Origin of the sequence: Lysobacter brunescens, assembly GCF_042677005.1 — a bacterium.
Lineage (GTDB): Bacteria > Pseudomonadota > Gammaproteobacteria > Xanthomonadales > Xanthomonadaceae > Lysobacter_I > Lysobacter_I brunescens.
In genome coordinates this window covers 2,676,855-2,692,414 of record NZ_JBHTIF010000001.1, presented here as the reverse complement: position 1 = coordinate 2,692,414, position 15,560 = coordinate 2,676,855, and the positions used below count along the sequence as shown (strand labels likewise).

The window sequence follows — 15,560 nt, the reverse complement described above, 5'->3', positions numbered from 1 at the left end:
GCCGTGGCTGGGGCGCCACATCGGGCGCCGTGGTGGATGCGTCAGGCGCGGATGCGGATCGGAGGTTCGGCCCACGAGCCGTAGCCGGGCTGCTTGGCGCCCGGCGGATGCGCCTCGGCCACGTCCCACATCAGTCCCTGCACGTACGAGGGACCATCGATCTGCGTGGAATTGACGCTCGACGACGCGCCGATGCCGGTGTACCACTCGCCGGTGTACCACATCAGGATGATGACCTTGGCGGTCGCGTCGTACGACGAATCCGGCATCAGTCGCGAGCGGATCGCCGCGTCGATGACCTGGTCGTCCTGCAGCGCGAGGATGGACGCCGCCTCCTCGAAGAACAGATCGAGCACATCCGGCGCCGTACTGTTCGACAGCGTATCGAAATAGGTCTGCGTCATGCCCGTGCCTTCGAGCTCGACGGCCTCGAAGCCGGTCAGGCGTGCGGAAATGGCGAGAAACAAGGCTTGCCGGGTCTGCATGTCCATGGCATGTGTCCTGTCATGGCCCTCTGCGCGAGGGCAACGAATCCGCAATCCGTGCGGTCCGGTGCGTTGCGTGTCCCCGCAGAGTCCACGGGCGACAGGCGGATTGTAGGCACCGGGCAGATCCGGACCAGCATCACCTCGGGATCAGATCGCAGGCGCACCCGGCATGCGACCGCCTCGATGCCGGCGCGGCGTTGCGCATGCGGGCACAGGCACGAAGGCTGGGGAATACCGATGCATTCGATCGATCCAGGCGAATTCGCCGTTCGTCCGAAACCTGTCCGTGACGATCGACTGCCGACGTTGTCAGGCCTGTAGCGTCATCGCCGGTGCGACAGGATCGACGGCAGCGGGATGTTCCTGATCGGCATTCGACGACACCGACGTTGCAGGCTCGATACGCCACGTCCCCGACCTCAAGGAGATCGCACGATGAAGATGTTCGTCGACCTGGAAGCGCTGAACCTGCGCTCGACCCCGGAGATGGATCCGGGCAACCGCATCGCCATCCTCCACCTCGGCCAGGAGGTCGACGCGCTCGGTCCCGCCACGGAACCCGGCTGGACCCGGATCAAGACGACCATCGGCAACGTGCAGAAGACCGGCGTGGTCAAGGCCGAAGTCGAAGGGCAACGGTCGTTGCGCATCCCGGTCTCGGCGCAACGTGAAGCACTGGCCAGGCAGGCCATCATCGAGTGGCTGCGCTTCGAGAAGGGACAGGGGCAGGAACACCATGCACCGTTCTTCGGCTACATCGGCGAAATGTGGCAGGCCATCGGCCTGAACCTGGACGGCAGGGATCGTGACCAGTTCTGGTCCGCTGCCTCCATTTCCTTCATGGTCAGGAACGCATCGAGCACCGTGCCCAAGTACAAGAAGTTCAAGTTCGCCGCCGCGCACGCCAAGTACATGCACGACTCGATCGCCAGACGCAACGCCAACGACACCAAGGCGCCCTTCTGGGGACATCGCTTGCACGAAATCCGCCCTGAAATCGGCGACATCGTCTGCAAGTGGCGCGAAGCGCCGCGCGATTACGACGACGCTGCGGCCAGCGACGCCTTCAAGAGCCACAGCGACATCGTCGTGAGCGTGCAGCCGGACTTCGTGCTGGCCATCGGCGGCAACGTCGGTCAATCGGTCAACATCACCCGCTACAAGAAGACCGGAGCCGGATTCCTCGCGCCACAGGACGCCGTCTTCATGCACATGGTCAATCGCACCTGACGCGCCGCCCGACATCGCCGGCGCAGCCGGTGATCGGGACAGTCAGGATTTCGGCAGCCCTCGCCGTCTCGCTCAGGCAGCCTGCGCGCTGTCGAACCAGCCATCGCGCATCCATGGACTGCGCGGATTGCGCAAGAGCTCGTCCGTGATGCGGACCATGGCGTCGAAACTCGGATCGTCCACGCCACCCCACAGCGCGCGACCGAGCAGATAGCTCGTCGCGAACTGGCGCCACGACGCGAACGAACGCGCCGCGAGGAACGCGGCCATGCGCACGAGCGCCATGGCCTCTTCGCGCTTCAGGTAACCGGCGCCGAACGCGACCCGGGCGACCGTCACCGCACGCCCGAAGTCGTAGGCACGCGTGCCGCGTGCGATGTCCGCGGGCGACACCAGATAACCGAGCGCCTCCAGCCGAGCGATCGCTTCGGGATGATGGGAGATGAATTCCGCGAGTTCGGGGTCCTCGTCGAGCTCCGAAGCGAAGACCTCTTCCAGATGTTCTCGGCTCGCATCCGGGTCGCCCTCCGCCGCAACCGCGATCAGCGTATCGAAGGTGACCGCATGGCCGCCGGTCAGCAGCGCGTGGATGCGTTCTCGCGCCTGCTCGGCATCGCGCGCGTTCCACCACGCCCCCAGCCACTCGCGCATCTCCGCACGCGACTTGTGCGGATCGAGCACATTGATGGGAAAGGCATTGTTCTCGCTGAGCACGGCGCCCACCGCGAACTGACGCCTGAGGACGGGATTGTCGGGAACGTCGGGATACTCCGGAAACCATGTCTCCATGCGTTCCGCAGACCCGCGCCAACGTCGCCGCGACAGGTACGCCGAGAGCGCAGCAAGCGCCACGCCGACCAGCAGACCCGCCACCACCTTCACCACGTCCGTATCCATGCCTTCGTCCGATGCCATCCGCCAGCGATTCTAATCCGCTTCCAGCGCCGAAACGGTAAAGGCGCGACGCCGGGCACGTCAGCGGGACGCGGGGGCGCCCAGCGGCAGGAGGCGGTTGTCTTCGTCGTAGCGCAGGCCGCAGAGGTGGCCTGGGGCTGATGCCGCTGACGTGACAGAGGGCGATGAAAACCGTGTCCGTTTCGTCAACGTCGTTACGTGACAACCAGTGCAGGTGACCGCCTTCGATCCCGATGCCTCGCCGCATTGCGGAGGTTTCTGTTCTGCCTCTCGGAAATTTCTCTGTACAGGAGCGCATCATGGCAAGGCACGATGTCAGTGGAACAGTCGTCTACCAGAACGGTCCCTGGGGTCAGGATGTTCCCGTACCGAGGGCGGAAGTGAAGATCGTCGATAAAGACAGTTTCAATTCGAGCGATGAACTGTTGAAGGTGACTTGCGACGCACAGGGCCGTTTCTCGGGCAGGACATCCGAATGGATCGATGAAGCGTTCGACAGGCCAACGTTCCGATGGGAAGCGCGACAGGGCGCGCAGAGCAGTCCGCCCAGGAACCTCGGCAAGCTTGAGACCGGCATGCGCCTGGAGGTTCCCTGGGGGCCACCTTCGACATCCACGGACATGGCCCTGCTGAATTCCGCCTTGGCATCACTGCGTGCGACACACAATGGTGGACGCTCGGGTCTCTACTTGTCGCGCAACGGCTCAGTGCTGCATGCGAGCAACGAAACGCTGGGGTTCGATCCATCCAGCAGCATCAAGGTCCTTGTCTACGCGCAAGTGCTGCGTGCGATAGAGGCGTCCACGGGTACGCCTTCGCCACTCGATCTGGACACAAACATCTTCCCGGTGATGACCGGGCCTGCCACATGCCCATTTACGGTGCCCGAGGCGAGTCTGGTCTTTCCGATGAAGATCGAGACCGCCATGCAAAAGATGATCCTGGACTCGAGCAATATCGCGACGGAGGTGCTTCGCCAGCTGGCAGGCGCCGGAAGTATCGATCAGTTGATCTCGGCATTGGACATGCGCGACACCATCTATCGTGGCCCACCGGGCTGTGCGCGCAACCAGACGACACTTGCGGACATGGCCAAGCTCTATACCGCAATGGCGGTGACTCCCGGCTTCCTGACAACGATGCGCTCGAAGGTGTTCGAGCTGCATACCTGGGGACCGATGGTCGAAATCGATGCCACGGTCAGGGCACACGCAATGATGCGCGGACTTTCACTCACGGACGTCGAAAATCGATATCGCCGCCGGGTGAATAACATCTACAAACGCGGCAATGGAAGCAGCGGTGCCATCGACGATCTCAACGACATGTCAATCGCAGGCTACATCGGCCTGCCTTCCGTACAACCGGACGGCACGATCGTCATGCGCCACTACTGTTATGGCGTATTCGCAGATATCGCGCAGAGCATCGCCGCCGGAGCCAATTTCCACACGATCGTCGCCTTGTTGCTTGCACCGGAGATCAGGGCATCGGTAGACAGCTTCGCGGATGCCGGAGTGACGATTTGAGCCTGCGACTGACGCCGCTGGCGTGGCAGAGGGCGATGAACTGGGGCGGCACTTCGACAAGGAGGACGTTGGAGACTGGCTGCGCTTGGGACATGGCGGAACCCCGCTTCGCCCGACGCCCGACGTGGGCGTCGTTGGCGATTCAGAGGCGCATCGCGCGCAGGCGCGTCAAGGTTTGGTAGCTTTGGCAAGCGCGAAGCGCGCACCCGGGGATTTCGTCATTCAGCCCGGGCAGGCTTCGCTTACCCGAGCTACGTCACGACGGGTGTAACTCTCGATCGACGCATGTCACTGCGCGCACTGCGAACACAGGTAGATCCCGCCGGGTTGCGCATCGATGCTGGCACTGCACTTTGTGCACCGATTCTGCAAATAACCCGGAATTCCATACCGACGCCAGGCGACATCATCCGAAGGCGTGTAGCTCACAGGCGCGCCGTCCTCTTCCGAGATGCCATCGAAGTCAACCCGCCTGCCATCTGCCGCGACGATCCACTCGATGTAGTCCCACGCATTGGCATCGTTGAATACTGCGATCTGCCAGCCGTTGCTTGCATCGTACAAAACGATCCCGGCATAGACGAACTGCGGTTCGACTCGTGGTGTCAGCACAACGTGTCCGGACTCGATGGCATGAAGAAAAGCCAGGATTTCCTCCTTGCTGATCGTAGATTCCTCGCACATTTCCTCGTGCACTCGGAGCACCCTATCCTGTGGCTCGAAGGGCCGCACAAAGAAGTGCAGCAGTCTTTCCAAGAAAGACATCGATAGGTTTCCAACCAATGGATTGCCGTTCAACCAGGCAGCAGATATTTCGCATCACGCCGCTCAACGGCCTGTAGGCCCTGCCCTCTCGCAATGGGTGCAACATATCAAATCCTGCTCGCGAGCGGGGCCATTGCGCGGGTCAGCGGGACGCCGGGGGGGGGGGGGGGGGGGGGGGCGATACCGCAAGTGTTGCGCAGGGAGATGAACTCGAGGGGGACTTCGAAAGGAGGCCGTTGGAGGCAGGCTGCGCGGGGTACGTGTCCGACTCCATTCTGCCCGGCGTCCGACTCCGACCGCGCTGCATCCGTGATCCGGTCTGATTGCACCGTATGCAAGGATCGATTCATCAAGCGGAATGAATGAATTCGCAGATGTCCGCGAGGTTTCGACGTCGCTTACCGAATCATCGCAGGAGAAGCGGACTCTTCAGTCTCTGCGGATTGCACAACCACTTTGCCGTCGCAGCCGAAACGGTTCCGACTTGGCGAGCGGAATGGGTTCCCCTCGCGAGGAACCCATCCGGCATCGCTACCGGAGCCCGCGTGCTTCAATCATGGGAACGCGATTGGCGACCGGGGCAGCGGGTCTACGACCGTCCACCAAGGCCAATGCACCCTCCAGTGCAGGCTTGATCACCGCTGGATCAATATTCCACTTGTTGAACCAGTGGGCGAGCGCCACCGGCTGGACTTTCGATATATCCACCGCACCGTATTGCATCCGATAGACCACGACGTGCTGGAGTTTCGATTCGAACCCCGAGGACTGCATTGTGTAACGCCAGAACCATACATCGCACCGACACAGGAAATCCTTGTCGGGATAGATGATGTACTGCTTGTGTTCGTTCTCCTCTGCCGAACCCGACCCCAGGACCGTCTGCAATCCGACACTGGCCAGACTTTTGATGAAGGTTCCGACCGCTTTCGATTTTTCGTCCTGATTGAGGGCGAAACCTGCATCGACGATACTTCCGATCGAATCCGCCAGCTGCTTGCTGTCCACCGACGTCATGACGTGCATCTGCTCATCCACGAAATCCTTCGTCACCCCCGGCGCAAGGGATTCGGAATTAGCGGTGTTCCATGAGTCATTCATCTCCAGCTTGAAACCATTGAGTTTCTGCTGGGCGAGCTTGACCAGGATGGCCATCGTTTCCTTGAGGTCCCGTTCCACGTCGTTCTTTGGATCGAGACCCTTGATAAATGTAGAAATCGCACCCATTTCTTTGTCACTCCATTCTTTGGTCGAGGGATTCACCTGCCGATGCAATTATCGGAGGACACCGAGGAATCGCATCGCCGACTGACTGGAAGATTGCTGACGAGTCCACACCCACGTCTGCGCAGCATCCGACCGGAAAATTTCAAGGATCGATTTTGCGCAGTGGACCCGGACCCAATTACCCTCACAGAAAGCCGCAGGAACGTTACGGCAGCGCCCCGCGTACTGTTTCCGGGCAAGACGGCCGTACGGGACCGGCCATGCATGGAGCGGATCCCGTGAAAAGAGTCTGCCCAGGCGACGCGATGCGGATGGATTCTTCGCCGGTCGCCAGCGGTGTCGCTTTAGGGGCGGTAGCGTCCGAGTAGACACCATTCACGACAAGCCGAAAGGGACGCCCCTCTTTCAGCACATATGGCTCGCGAACGCGCCCCTCTCTTTCAAACCGAGGCGCAGTCAGCACCCGTCATAAGGACGGATAAGGAGAACGGGCGCTGGGGCGTCGAGCGGGAGGAAGCAGCTGTCTTCCTCGTAGCGCACCGCCATGCCGCGCAGGGTGGCCTGCGGACTGACGCTGCAGGCGTTGCAGAGGGCGATGAACTGCGAACGGACTTCGACGAGGAGCACGTTGGTGGCTGGCTGCACTTTGGATTATGATTTCACGGAAAGCGCCGACCAATTGGATGCCTTACATGGGTCGATTCATGTGCGAGTGCGGAAATTCAATCACGGATTCAATTTTCCCGAGTGATGACGCTCATTACATGATGAGTGAAACATGGGCATCCTGTGATTCGACTTTCATTGCCGATGTCTTGAAGATGATTTCGGAGAATGGATCAAATCCATCTCTCGCCAATGAACTTGAAGCAATGTACTTCGAGCACATCAAAGAAAACTCCAAGCTTGTTTATTCCTGCCGTGAATGCGGCAGAATCCACATCGAGATCGACAAAGATTCCTAGAATTTCAGAAGCCACCGCCCCGAATGAGCAAACCCTGATCGACAGCAGCTCCGCACACCGGGCAAGCGCGAAGCGCGCACCCGGGAGCTTGCCGTCATGCAACCCGGGTGTGCTTCGCTTACCCGGGCTATTTTCTAGGTTGACTGAAAGCGCGAACGCAGGCATGAGGCAATCGCATCCCAATGCCACATGCTGCGGCCTACCCCGATGGCGCCCTCAGCGCTGGGCAGCAAAACGATTGCGGTTTCAATGCCTTTCTCCTGCAGCTTTTCACGCACATTCAGCAACAAGCCACGACTCCCTGTAAACCATTGGCGATGATCGGGTGACAGCATCTCCAGCGCGGATTGCAGCGAGCATTCCAGCCGCTGCCGGAGATTGATCACCGCCATCTTGTCGTCACGGGAGAACGTCGGTTCGAGGACGTATTGCATCGCGCCTGCAGCGTCTGCGTCATACTTGTCCTGCAGTAATTCCTGCCATGATTGGCCGCTTCCTACAACTGTGACGGTTCCATCGTTCACATTCACCAGATAGGCACTCACACCGACAAGCAAGCGCTCCCACATGCCCCGGATAACGTAGTCCTCGCTGTTTGCACGAATGACCCAGAAGTCTCCATGGGGCGACAACTCGCAGGACTGGATGGCAAGCTGCAAGCCATCTTCATCACTGCGGGATCTACGAAGGATGATGGATTTCGCGTCTTCGGCTGTGATCACGTCTGCATGGATCGCTTTCGGAACGTTGAAACAGTCTAGCCTGCTCAGTGCACGAACTCTCCGACAAGGCCCGAACCGTCGTTCCGGCGCAGGCCGGAACCCAGCCTTGAAGGCTTTGGAAGCTGGGTCCCGGCCTTCGCCGGGACGACGGCAGGGGGTACGGGAGGATGAGCCCGCAAACGGGCCCATCGCGCGGGTCAGCGGGACGCGGGGGCGTCCAACGGCAGGAGGCGGTTGTCTTCGTCGTAGCGGAGGCCGCAGAGCATGGCGGCCATGCCGCGCAGGGTGGACTGGGGGCTGACGCCGCTGGCGTGGCAGAGGGCGATGAACTGCGGCGGGACTTCGACGAGGAGGACGTTGGAGACTGGCTGCGCTTGAGACATGATGGAACTCCGTTTCGCCCGACGCCCGGAGTGGACGCCGTTGGCGAGTCCAACCCGCATCGCGCGCATGCGCGTCAAGGTTTGGTAGCCCGGGTTCGGCCGAAGGCCGCACCCGGGGATGCGCTTCGGTGATCGCGGACGCGCTTGACGCTGCGGGCTGCCTGAGTAAGGCTCGACGCATGTCAAAGATATCCATTTCTGCAGCGACCGCATGCCAGAACATCGAGGCTATCCAGCTGATCAGAAGCGTGACTGGTCATTCGATCGATTCGATTCGCAAGAAACTGGCTGCAGGCAAGTCTGGATCTGTGTACACGACCGAGCTGTATCGGAATGACCACGTCAAAGTCGACGCTGAAATTCGGACGCTGATTCACGGCCTTCGATCTCTTGGAATTCCGATCTTCGTCGCTGAAATTCCCTACGACGAACAATGGGATCACATCGAGAGTATGGACGACTTTGGAATCAGCGATGAAAGCCTGATCGCACTTCTCGATGAGGCCGTGGGTAAATTCGCATAGGCATTGCCTGCCTGATGACGACACCACCATATCGTCGTTCCGGCGCAGGCCGGAACCCAGCTTTGAAGGCTTTGGAAGCTGGATCCCGGCTTTCGCCGGGACGACGGCAGGGGTTACGGGTGGATGGGCCCGCGAACGGGCCCATCGCGCGGGTCAGCGGGACGCGGGGGCGTCGAGTGGCAGGAGGCGGTTGTCTTCGTCGTAGCGCAGGCCGCAGAGCATGGCGGCGAGGCCGCGCAGGGTGGCTTGGGGGCTGACGCCGCAGGCGTGGCAGAGGGCGATGAACTGGGGCGGGACTTCGACGAGTAGGACGTTGGAGGCAGGCTGCGCTTGGGACATGACGGAACTCCGTTTCGCCCGACGCCCGACGTGGGCGCCGTTGGCGAATCCAACCCGCATCGCGCGCAGGCGCGTCAAGGTTTGCGCAGCAACTCGCCTTGACCTTGACGCGCCGAGCATGGTGCGACACTGGGACGACAACGGGGCACACATCCCACACCCTCTCCGAGGCCAGTTTTGATTTGCGTATGGCGGAACCGCCGAAGGTGATTCCGCCACAAGCCATCCGCGTGACTCAATGGCGGAATCCGCTTCTCGGGTTCCGCCCTACGAATACGCCTTACGGCCTTCTTAGAATGTTCCGGATGACACCACCCTTCGGGCTGCAGGCAGATTTACATAACCGTTATTACCTTCTGCAGCTATGCCTTTCCCACCACTCAACAGCTTTGCGACCTGAACCAGCTCCCTGATTGTTGAAACCGCAATTTTCGCCGCAGGATGTCCCTCGCACAGATCCTTCCAGCTATCCAAGGCAATTTCAGAAAGCCCAAGATTGTTATTAATATCCTCCGGCCGCGCTTGAATTCTTTTCTTCAGCCAACTCATCTCAGAAACAACCTGTGAAATGACAAGAGGCACCTCGCTTTCGCTGCCTCTTTCAAATTCTTCAATGATCGCCCTGCATGAAAGATCAAAGCCTTCTTCAAACGCAGTCATGACCTCATTACTGGAAAGATCATCTTTGATCTTTTTGGCCCAATCTACAACCTCAATCTCTTCCGCATCCTGCAAAGATTTCACACACATATCTATGATTACATTAAAGGCTTCAGGCACTTCCTCCGGGAGAGGAAACGCCATTTCTTCAATCACTGTAGACATGTCTTAATCCTTTAAATAGATTTACTCTTGGTATCGAAAATCCGCGACGCCAATAGAACTTAAAAGTGGCGAACGAGGCCATGTTTCATTGGAGTTAAGATAAATTTGCGTTACTCATCCACGCCCGACAAAGGCGTCTTTGGAAGCTCGGAATTGCATCGCGCGCAGGCGCGTCAAGGTTTTCGCAGCAACTTGCCTTGACCTTGACGCGCCGAGCACGATGCGACACTGGGACGACAACGGGGCACACACACTAGATCCTCTCCGAAGCCGCTTTTGACTTGCGTAGGCGGAACCCGCGAAGCAGATTCCGCCCTGCGAATGCGCGTTACGCCTTTAGCGATTTTCGAGCCTTCAAGATCAATTGATCGACTTGACCTTTTCAAGAATCTCCTTGGACGGTTCGCTTGGAATGTAAATCGTTTTTTTATCTTGAACTAAAGGATGAATTCCAGAACGTAATGGCGCATGAATTCCCGATTGATCGAACCAGATCCTATCTGGATCAATGATGCCGTTCTGACTTGAAATTTGAAGTGTTTCCCAGATATCGGCAGCCTGTTCCGGAGATGCGGATCTCTCGATAATCCCGAGAAGATCTGAATTCTTGACTACGCGACCGTTAAATGGACCTTGCCCTAAAAGAATGACGGCACGCCGATATATAGCGCCGACATACTTGCACTTGGCGTCTCCTTTATTCATCTCTACTGCGTCAATAAGTAATTTGTCGTCGCAGAGTTTCTTTGCTGCACGCCTCTGGGGGGACCACTCACTTAACCCACAATATGCTGTTCCATGCATATCCCCACCGGGATCGCATCGGGCATAGCATGCATCGTGCGCCTTGCAGGCTAAAGTCATTTCGCACCCGGCCACGCTTTCAGGAACCACCGGATCGGTTGGGCCTGATCCACAAAAGCTTACCTCTTCAGAGTGAGCTGGAAAGCAAATAGAAAGCAAAACCACAAGCTTGATTCCAAATACCCGTCTCATCGAACACCTCCGTTTGCTCGTTAATTGAACAGAAATATAACCCGCTTCAAATCGCGGGAGGCGATTCCGCCGCAAGCCATCCGGGCAATTCAATGGCGGAATCCGCTTCGCGGGTTCCGCCCTACCAACACGCTTACGGCCTTTACAGATATCAATTATGGACCTAGTTGCTCGCGCTCCTGATAGGTTTCCGCAACAAAGTCAATAAAAGCAACTGCAGAGGCAACTGCCAATCTTGCATGCCTAGGCTGCAAACCACGATGTTGGCCATCACGACCATGGCCTGTTCCGTATAACCCTCTAAGTTGAGCCAAGTTATGCGTGATGGAAGTAAGGTTCCGAAGGATAAGCTTAATATTATCTGCGCCCTTGGCCTCATCCGGTATATTCTCTGGAACCAACTTCAACTCTTTAACCACCAACTTTGTCAGATCCCCCAAGTCTGCAGATCTACCGTACTCGACGCCGCGCTTTGTTAGAATAGTCTTGCAGCAAGTCTCGACCAATTCTTTAGCAGTTCCGATAGCTAAATCAGGATCAGCATCTACTGCTCGCTCCAATCGCTGTATCTCCTTCGCCATCCAGCCAGCACTCAATGCATCGGCGACTGTTCGCGCCCGAGAAACCGCCCGCGTCCCTTGGTTAGATATCTTTCTGTAGGTAAAACGAGGGCGTCCTCCAATGCGTTCCTCTTCTACCAGCTCCCATCCCGCCGCACGCAATTGATCATTGATCTGAGATACAGCATTGATGACAACATCACGATCCGGCCTTACAACTGGATGCACAACCTCGCAAAGGAAGCGCAAAAAATTCTCAGCAGAGCCACTCATAAGCGAAAACCTGCTGTCTGCGAAGACCCAGTCCGCATCCCAGTCGTCGTTGTTGACCGTGTGCTGCCAAATGTCGCCAGCCGCATCACTAAAACGATAGTCTGTCGATGGAAGTCTTTCCAAATCATACAATCGACTTAAAAATTCAACATCATTCAATTGACCTTGCCACGGAATCCCTTCCAATCTCAGGCCATCGATGATGTTCTTCCGCGTCTCTCTTGGAAGTTCCGAGCCTTCCGCCCTCCAATCTTTTGGCAACGCTCGTGATGGCACGATTGCTACCGAGTACCAGTCCTGCGTTTCTTGCTCAAGGACACTTTTAATCCTTCCCGTAATCTGCTCTTCAATCTGTGTTCGCCTTGAACCCATGCGGGCATAATCATGCGGTGGAACGTCGAAATAGATTGTCCAGAGCTCAGTGCCACCGTTCCAGTTGTCGTACCCAGTTTGCTCAGCTCGCGCAGGAAAAGTACGCACTATTGCAGCAGCCTCTGCCATATCCTCCGATACTAATAGCGCATGCACAGTGCCGAGAACATTTTCCAGATTTTCTTTATCCATATTTCCGCTTCTTAATTTATGGAAGTTGATTGAAGAATATGAGAAACATGAAAAATCTTCTTTGCCATTCAGACCTTAAATATCATTATTTCCATGGCCCTGCTGCGACAGGCGACATCGCCTGCCGCTCCCATCCCATCAATCAAATTCACCTTGCCGCATCCCTGCGTTATCGCCAATCACTCCTCCTCATACCTAGGCTTGTAAGCCTCCACCAACCGCGCCTGCACCTGCCCCGGCACAGGCTCGTAATGACTGAAATCCAGCGAATACCGCCCTCTTCCGGCCGTCACCGACTTCAACTCGGCGGCATACCCCTCCAGCTCCGACAGCGGCACCTGCGCCTTGACGACGATCTCGCCGCCGCGCAGTGAGTCGGTGCCGTTGATGCGGGCGCGTTTGGAGGAGAGGCCGCCGCTGATGTCGCCCATGTGGTGTTCGGGGGCGGCGACTTCGAGGTCGACGATGGGTTCGAGCACCTGCGGGCGGGCTTTGGCGATGGCGTCGAGGAAGGCTTTCTTGCCGGCGGCGATGAAGGCGACTTCCTTGCTGTCGACGGGGTGGTGCTTGCCGTCGTAGACGATGACGCGGACGTCCTGCATGGGGTAGCCGGCGACGGCGCCGCTGGCGAGCACCTGGCGGATGCCCTTCTCCACGGCAGGCATGAACTGGCCGGGGATGGTGCCGCCCTTCACTTCGTCGCGGAATTCGAAACCGGTGCCGCGCGGCAGCGGTTCGATGCGCAGGAAGACTTCGCCGAACTGGCCGGCGCCACCGGTCTGCTTCTTGTGGCGGTGGTGGCCTTCGGCGTTGGCGGAGACGGTTTCGCGGTAGGCGATGCGCGGCGGGCGGGTCTTCACTTCGACGCCGAAGCGGTCCTTCAGGCGCTGCAGGTGGATGCGCAGGTGCAGGTCGGACAGGCCGCGCACCACGGTCTCATTCGTTTCGACCTCGTGCTCGACGTGGAAGCACGGGTCTTCCTCGGCGAGCTTGTGCAGGGCGATGGCGAGCTTCTGTTCCTGGCCCTTGCTGGCGGCGTCGACGGCGAGGCCGAACATGGGCCTGGGGAAATCCAGCGGCGCGAGGTGGATGTGGTCTTCGTCGTGGCTGTCGTGCAGCACGGCGTCGAAATGGAGCTCGTCGATCTTGGCGACGGCGGCGATGTCGCCGGGCACGGCGCGGTCGATCTCGACGTGATCCTTGCCCTTGAGCTTGAACAGGTGGGCGACCTTGAAGGGCTTCTTGCCGTCGTCGACGAAGAGCTGGGTGTCCTTCTTCACCGTGCCCTGGTAGACGCGGAACACGCCGAGCTTGCCGACGAAGGGGTCGTTGACGATGCGGAAGACATCGGCGACGACGTGGGCGTCGGGATCCGGGCGGGTCTCGAAATCGGCGGCGGCCTCGCCCTGCCCTTTCACGAACATGGGCGGATTGGCTTCGCCGGGGTGCGGGAAGAGTTTCTCGGCGATGTCGAGCAGTTCCTTCACGCCGGTGCCGGTGCGCGCGGAGACGAAGCAGACCGGGACGAGGTGGCCTTCGCGCAGGCATTGCTCGAAGGCGTCGTGCAGCTCCTGGCCGCCGAGGCCTTCTTCGCCGACTTCGAGGAAGTGGTCCATGACCTGTTCGTTGATCTCGACCACCTGGTCGATGATGCGCTGGTGCCAGTCGGCGACAGGGCCGAGGTCGCTGTCGCCTGTCGTGTTGCCGAAGCAGTCGATGACGGATTTGCCGCCGTTCGCGGGCAGGTTGAGCGGCAGGACTTCGTTGCCGAAGGTCTCGCGCAGGTCGTCGAGCAATGCGCGGAGGTCGGCGCCGTCGTGGTCGATCTTGTTGATGACGATGGCGCGGCAGAGCCGGCGGCCCTGGGCGTATTCCATCATCCGGCGCGTGCCGTAGCCGATGCCGGTGTCGGCGTCGACCACTACGGCGACGGTTTCGACCACGGCGAGTGCGGCAAGCGTGGGGCCGCGGAAGTCGGGGTAGCCGGCAGTGTCGATGATGTTGACGTGGATGCCTGCGTGATCCGTGCTGGCGATGGCGGCGTCGATGGAGTGGCCGCGTTCCTTCTCGATGGGGTCGAAGTCGGACACCGTGGTGCCGCGTTCGATGCTGCCTGCCGTCTGGACTGCGCCGCCGGCATGCAGCAGGGCTTCGAAGAGCGTTGTTTTGCCGGCGCCGGGGTGGCCTGCCAGGGCCACGTTGCGGATCTGCGATGTGCTGTAGGACATGACCGACTCTCCTTCTTTCCAAAGGTCAGAGCCGTCATGGCTGTCCGCTGCGGGCACTGCCTCCGAGCGGTGCTCGGCGGGCGGTCATGGCGGGGCGTCCGGGGGACGCGGGTCAAGCATCGGCAGTTGCGGGGCGGGGGTCAAGCGGCGGTGCGGCGAGGGTTTGATGGCAGTCAAACGGGGCCATCGACGCCTGCGGCTGAGAGCGGGCTAAACTCGCCGGGCCCGCCCATCGGAAACGCGGGTGTGTTCAGCCTGCCGTTACCGCGCCGGCCCTAGCGTGCGTTCGCGCCATCCCGGCGCCCGGAGTCCGCCATGTCCCGCCTCGCCGCTTCGCTGCTTGCCGCCGCCCTTGCAACCGCCACCGCTGCGGCATCCGCCCAGGACTACCCTGCCGGCTACAACGATCCGCCGGCCTACGGCGACCGCATCGCCCCGCTCTACGAATATGCCGAGGTGGTGCGCGTGGACCCGATCATCGGTCGCGGCGAGCGCTACGCCCGCACCGATGACCGCGACTGCTACCAGGAAGGCGGCTACTACACCGATCGCGATGATGGCCGCCATGACGACCGATACAGTCGTCATGACGATCGCTACGGCGACCGCTATCGCGATGATCCCTGGGGCACTTACGACAATCTCGACCGCAGCCAAAGCCACGGCACGCAGACCGGGCGCAATGTGGCGACCCTGCTCGGCGGCCTCGTGGGCGCGGCCTTGGGCAGCAAGGTCGGCGGCGGTTCGGCGCGCTATGCGACGGCGGCGGTGGGATCGATGGTCGGCAGCATGGCCGGCCGCGAGATCTACGAAGGCACCCAGCGACAGCGCCAGGAAGCCCGCGTGACCGTCTGCGACCCGGTGCGCGACGATGTCCGCGAGGCTGGCTACGGCGATGTGCAGGACGATGTGGTCGGCTACGACGTGACATACCGCTACGGCGGACGCGAATACACCACGCGCACCGACCACCACCCCGGCGACCGCATCCGCGTGCGGGTGGACGTGCGGGCGGAGTGAGCCGCGC

Annotated in this window: 17 protein-coding genes; 4 read left to right on the top strand and 13 right to left on the bottom strand. The window is 59.9% G+C overall.

Annotated elements, in window-relative coordinates; all coding sequences use genetic code 11:
- Window positions 1–41: 41 nt before the first annotated feature.
- Complete coding sequence (locus tag ACFQ0E_RS11985; protein ID WP_386823943.1) at window positions 42–491, bottom strand: hypothetical protein; 450 nt, start codon at window positions 489–491, stop codon at window positions 42–44.
- A 432-nt stretch (window positions 492–923) separates the two neighbouring features.
- Here ACFQ0E_RS11985 and ACFQ0E_RS11980 point away from each other — a divergent pair, with 432 nt between their 5' ends.
- Complete coding sequence (locus tag ACFQ0E_RS11980; RefSeq protein ID WP_386823941.1) at window positions 924–1,718, top strand: DUF2272 domain-containing protein; 795 nt, start codon at window positions 924–926, stop codon at window positions 1,716–1,718.
- A gap of 72 nt (window positions 1,719–1,790) precedes the next feature.
- On the opposite strand, the gene ACFQ0E_RS11975 is transcribed toward ACFQ0E_RS11980, so the two are convergent.
- The gene (locus tag ACFQ0E_RS11975) at window positions 1,791–2,615 is read right to left on the bottom strand and encodes a DUF1266 domain-containing protein (RefSeq protein WP_386823939.1); all 825 of its coding nucleotides are present in this window, start codon (window positions 2,613–2,615) and stop codon (window positions 1,791–1,793) included.
- A 317-nt stretch (window positions 2,616–2,932) separates the two neighbouring features.
- On the opposite strand from ACFQ0E_RS11975, the gene ACFQ0E_RS11970 reads away from it, so the two are divergent.
- Window positions 2,933–4,162, top strand: a complete 1,230-nt coding sequence (locus ACFQ0E_RS11970; RefSeq protein WP_386823937.1) for a serine hydrolase — start codon at window positions 2,933–2,935, stop codon at window positions 4,160–4,162.
- 288 nt (window positions 4,163–4,450) lie between these two features.
- On the opposite strand, the gene ACFQ0E_RS11965 is transcribed toward ACFQ0E_RS11970, so the two are convergent.
- The 6 genes from ACFQ0E_RS11965 to ACFQ0E_RS11940 form a co-directional block, all read right to left on the bottom strand.
- Window positions 4,451–4,918 (bottom strand): DUF7693 family protein, encoded by a 468-nt coding sequence (locus ACFQ0E_RS11965; protein ID WP_386823935.1) that lies wholly within the window; start codon window positions 4,916–4,918, stop codon window positions 4,451–4,453.
- 540 nt (window positions 4,919–5,458) lie between these two features.
- The gene (locus tag ACFQ0E_RS11960) at window positions 5,459–6,190 is read right to left on the bottom strand and encodes a hypothetical protein (protein ID WP_386823933.1); all 732 of its coding nucleotides are present in this window, start codon (window positions 6,188–6,190) and stop codon (window positions 5,459–5,461) included.
- A 420-nt stretch (window positions 6,191–6,610) separates the two neighbouring features.
- The gene (locus ACFQ0E_RS11955) at window positions 6,611–6,799 is read right to left on the bottom strand and encodes a hypothetical protein (RefSeq protein ID WP_386823931.1); all 189 of its coding nucleotides are present in this window, start codon (window positions 6,797–6,799) and stop codon (window positions 6,611–6,613) included.
- Window positions 6,800–6,993: 194 nt separating this feature from the next.
- Window positions 6,994–7,284 carry a hypothetical protein gene (locus ACFQ0E_RS11950; protein WP_386823929.1) on the bottom strand — a complete coding sequence of 97 codons (291 nt, stop codon included), beginning with the start codon at window positions 7,282–7,284 and terminating at the stop codon, window positions 6,994–6,996.
- Window positions 7,254–7,841: a hypothetical protein gene (locus tag ACFQ0E_RS11945; protein WP_386823927.1), complete on the bottom strand. Its 588-nt coding sequence runs from the start codon at window positions 7,839–7,841 to the stop codon at window positions 7,254–7,256. Before ACFQ0E_RS11945 ends, ACFQ0E_RS11950 begins: the two co-directional genes overlap by 31 nt.
- Window positions 7,842–8,038: 197 nt before the next feature.
- Entirely contained in the window at window positions 8,039–8,224 is a 186-nt protein-coding gene (locus ACFQ0E_RS11940; RefSeq protein ID WP_386823925.1) for a hypothetical protein, read from the bottom strand.
- A 128-nt stretch (window positions 8,225–8,352) separates the two neighbouring features.
- Here ACFQ0E_RS11940 and ACFQ0E_RS11935 point away from each other — a divergent pair, with 128 nt between their 5' ends.
- A complete protein-coding gene (locus ACFQ0E_RS11935) occupies window positions 8,353–8,748 on the top strand; it encodes a hypothetical protein (protein WP_386823923.1) in 396 nt (131 codons plus the stop codon).
- Between the two features lie 153 nt (window positions 8,749–8,901).
- Here the strand turns inward: ACFQ0E_RS11935 and ACFQ0E_RS11930 are convergent, their stop codons facing one another.
- The 5 genes from ACFQ0E_RS11930 to fusA form a co-directional block, all read right to left on the bottom strand.
- Window positions 8,902–9,087 carry a hypothetical protein gene (locus ACFQ0E_RS11930; protein ID WP_386823922.1) on the bottom strand — a complete coding sequence of 62 codons (186 nt, stop codon included), beginning with the start codon at window positions 9,085–9,087 and terminating at the stop codon, window positions 8,902–8,904.
- Between the two features lie 291 nt (window positions 9,088–9,378).
- Window positions 9,379–9,912 carry a hypothetical protein gene (locus ACFQ0E_RS11925; RefSeq protein ID WP_386823920.1) on the bottom strand — a complete coding sequence of 178 codons (534 nt, stop codon included), beginning with the start codon at window positions 9,910–9,912 and terminating at the stop codon, window positions 9,379–9,381.
- 360 nt (window positions 9,913–10,272) lie between these two features.
- The gene (locus ACFQ0E_RS11920) at window positions 10,273–10,908 is read right to left on the bottom strand and encodes a hypothetical protein (RefSeq protein WP_386823919.1); all 636 of its coding nucleotides are present in this window, start codon (window positions 10,906–10,908) and stop codon (window positions 10,273–10,275) included.
- 155 nt (window positions 10,909–11,063) lie between these two features.
- Window positions 11,064–12,305: an abortive infection family protein gene (locus ACFQ0E_RS11915; protein WP_386823917.1), complete on the bottom strand. Its 1,242-nt coding sequence runs from the start codon at window positions 12,303–12,305 to the stop codon at window positions 11,064–11,066.
- Window positions 12,306–12,484: 179 nt separating this feature from the next.
- Window positions 12,485–14,533 carry an elongation factor G gene (gene fusA / locus ACFQ0E_RS11910; RefSeq protein WP_386823915.1) on the bottom strand — a complete coding sequence of 683 codons (2,049 nt, stop codon included), beginning with the start codon at window positions 14,531–14,533 and terminating at the stop codon, window positions 12,485–12,487.
- A gap of 315 nt (window positions 14,534–14,848) precedes the next feature.
- Here fusA and ACFQ0E_RS11905 point away from each other — a divergent pair, with 315 nt between their 5' ends.
- Window positions 14,849–15,553 (top strand): glycine zipper 2TM domain-containing protein, encoded by a 705-nt coding sequence (locus ACFQ0E_RS11905; RefSeq protein ID WP_386823914.1) that lies wholly within the window; start codon window positions 14,849–14,851, stop codon window positions 15,551–15,553.
- Window positions 15,554–15,560 lie beyond the last annotated feature (7 nt).

Coding starts and splice junctions, on each gene's coding strand:
- ACFQ0E_RS11925 (WP_386823920.1), bottom strand. CDS start 9,912: ATGTCTACAGTGATTGAAGAAATGGCGTTTCCTCTCCCGGAGGAAGTG.
- ACFQ0E_RS11930 (WP_386823922.1), bottom strand. CDS start 9,087: ATGTCCCAAGCGCAGCCTGCCTCCAACGTCCTACTCGTCGAAGTCCCG.
- ACFQ0E_RS11915 (WP_386823917.1), bottom strand. CDS start 12,305: ATGGATAAAGAAAATCTGGAAAATGTTCTCGGCACTGTGCATGCGCTA.
- ACFQ0E_RS11920 (WP_386823919.1), bottom strand. CDS start 10,908: ATGAGACGGGTATTTGGAATCAAGCTTGTGGTTTTGCTTTCTATTTGC.
- ACFQ0E_RS11980 (WP_386823941.1), top strand. CDS start 924: ATGAAGATGTTCGTCGACCTGGAAGCGCTGAACCTGCGCTCGACCCCG.
- ACFQ0E_RS11970 (WP_386823937.1), top strand. CDS start 2,933: ATGGCAAGGCACGATGTCAGTGGAACAGTCGTCTACCAGAACGGTCCC.
- ACFQ0E_RS11985 (WP_386823943.1), bottom strand. CDS start 491: ATGGACATGCAGACCCGGCAAGCCTTGTTTCTCGCCATTTCCGCACGC.
- ACFQ0E_RS11905 (WP_386823914.1), top strand. CDS start 14,849: ATGTCCCGCCTCGCCGCTTCGCTGCTTGCCGCCGCCCTTGCAACCGCC.
- ACFQ0E_RS11940 (WP_386823925.1), bottom strand. CDS start 8,224: ATGTCTCAAGCGCAGCCAGTCTCCAACGTCCTCCTCGTCGAAGTCCCG.
- fusA (WP_386823915.1), bottom strand. CDS start 14,533: ATGTCCTACAGCACATCGCAGATCCGCAACGTGGCCCTGGCAGGCCAC.
- ACFQ0E_RS11975 (WP_386823939.1), bottom strand. CDS start 2,615: ATGGATACGGACGTGGTGAAGGTGGTGGCGGGTCTGCTGGTCGGCGTG.
- ACFQ0E_RS11950 (WP_386823929.1), bottom strand. CDS start 7,284: ATGCCTGCGTTCGCGCTTTCAGTCAACCTAGAAAATAGCCCGGGTAAG.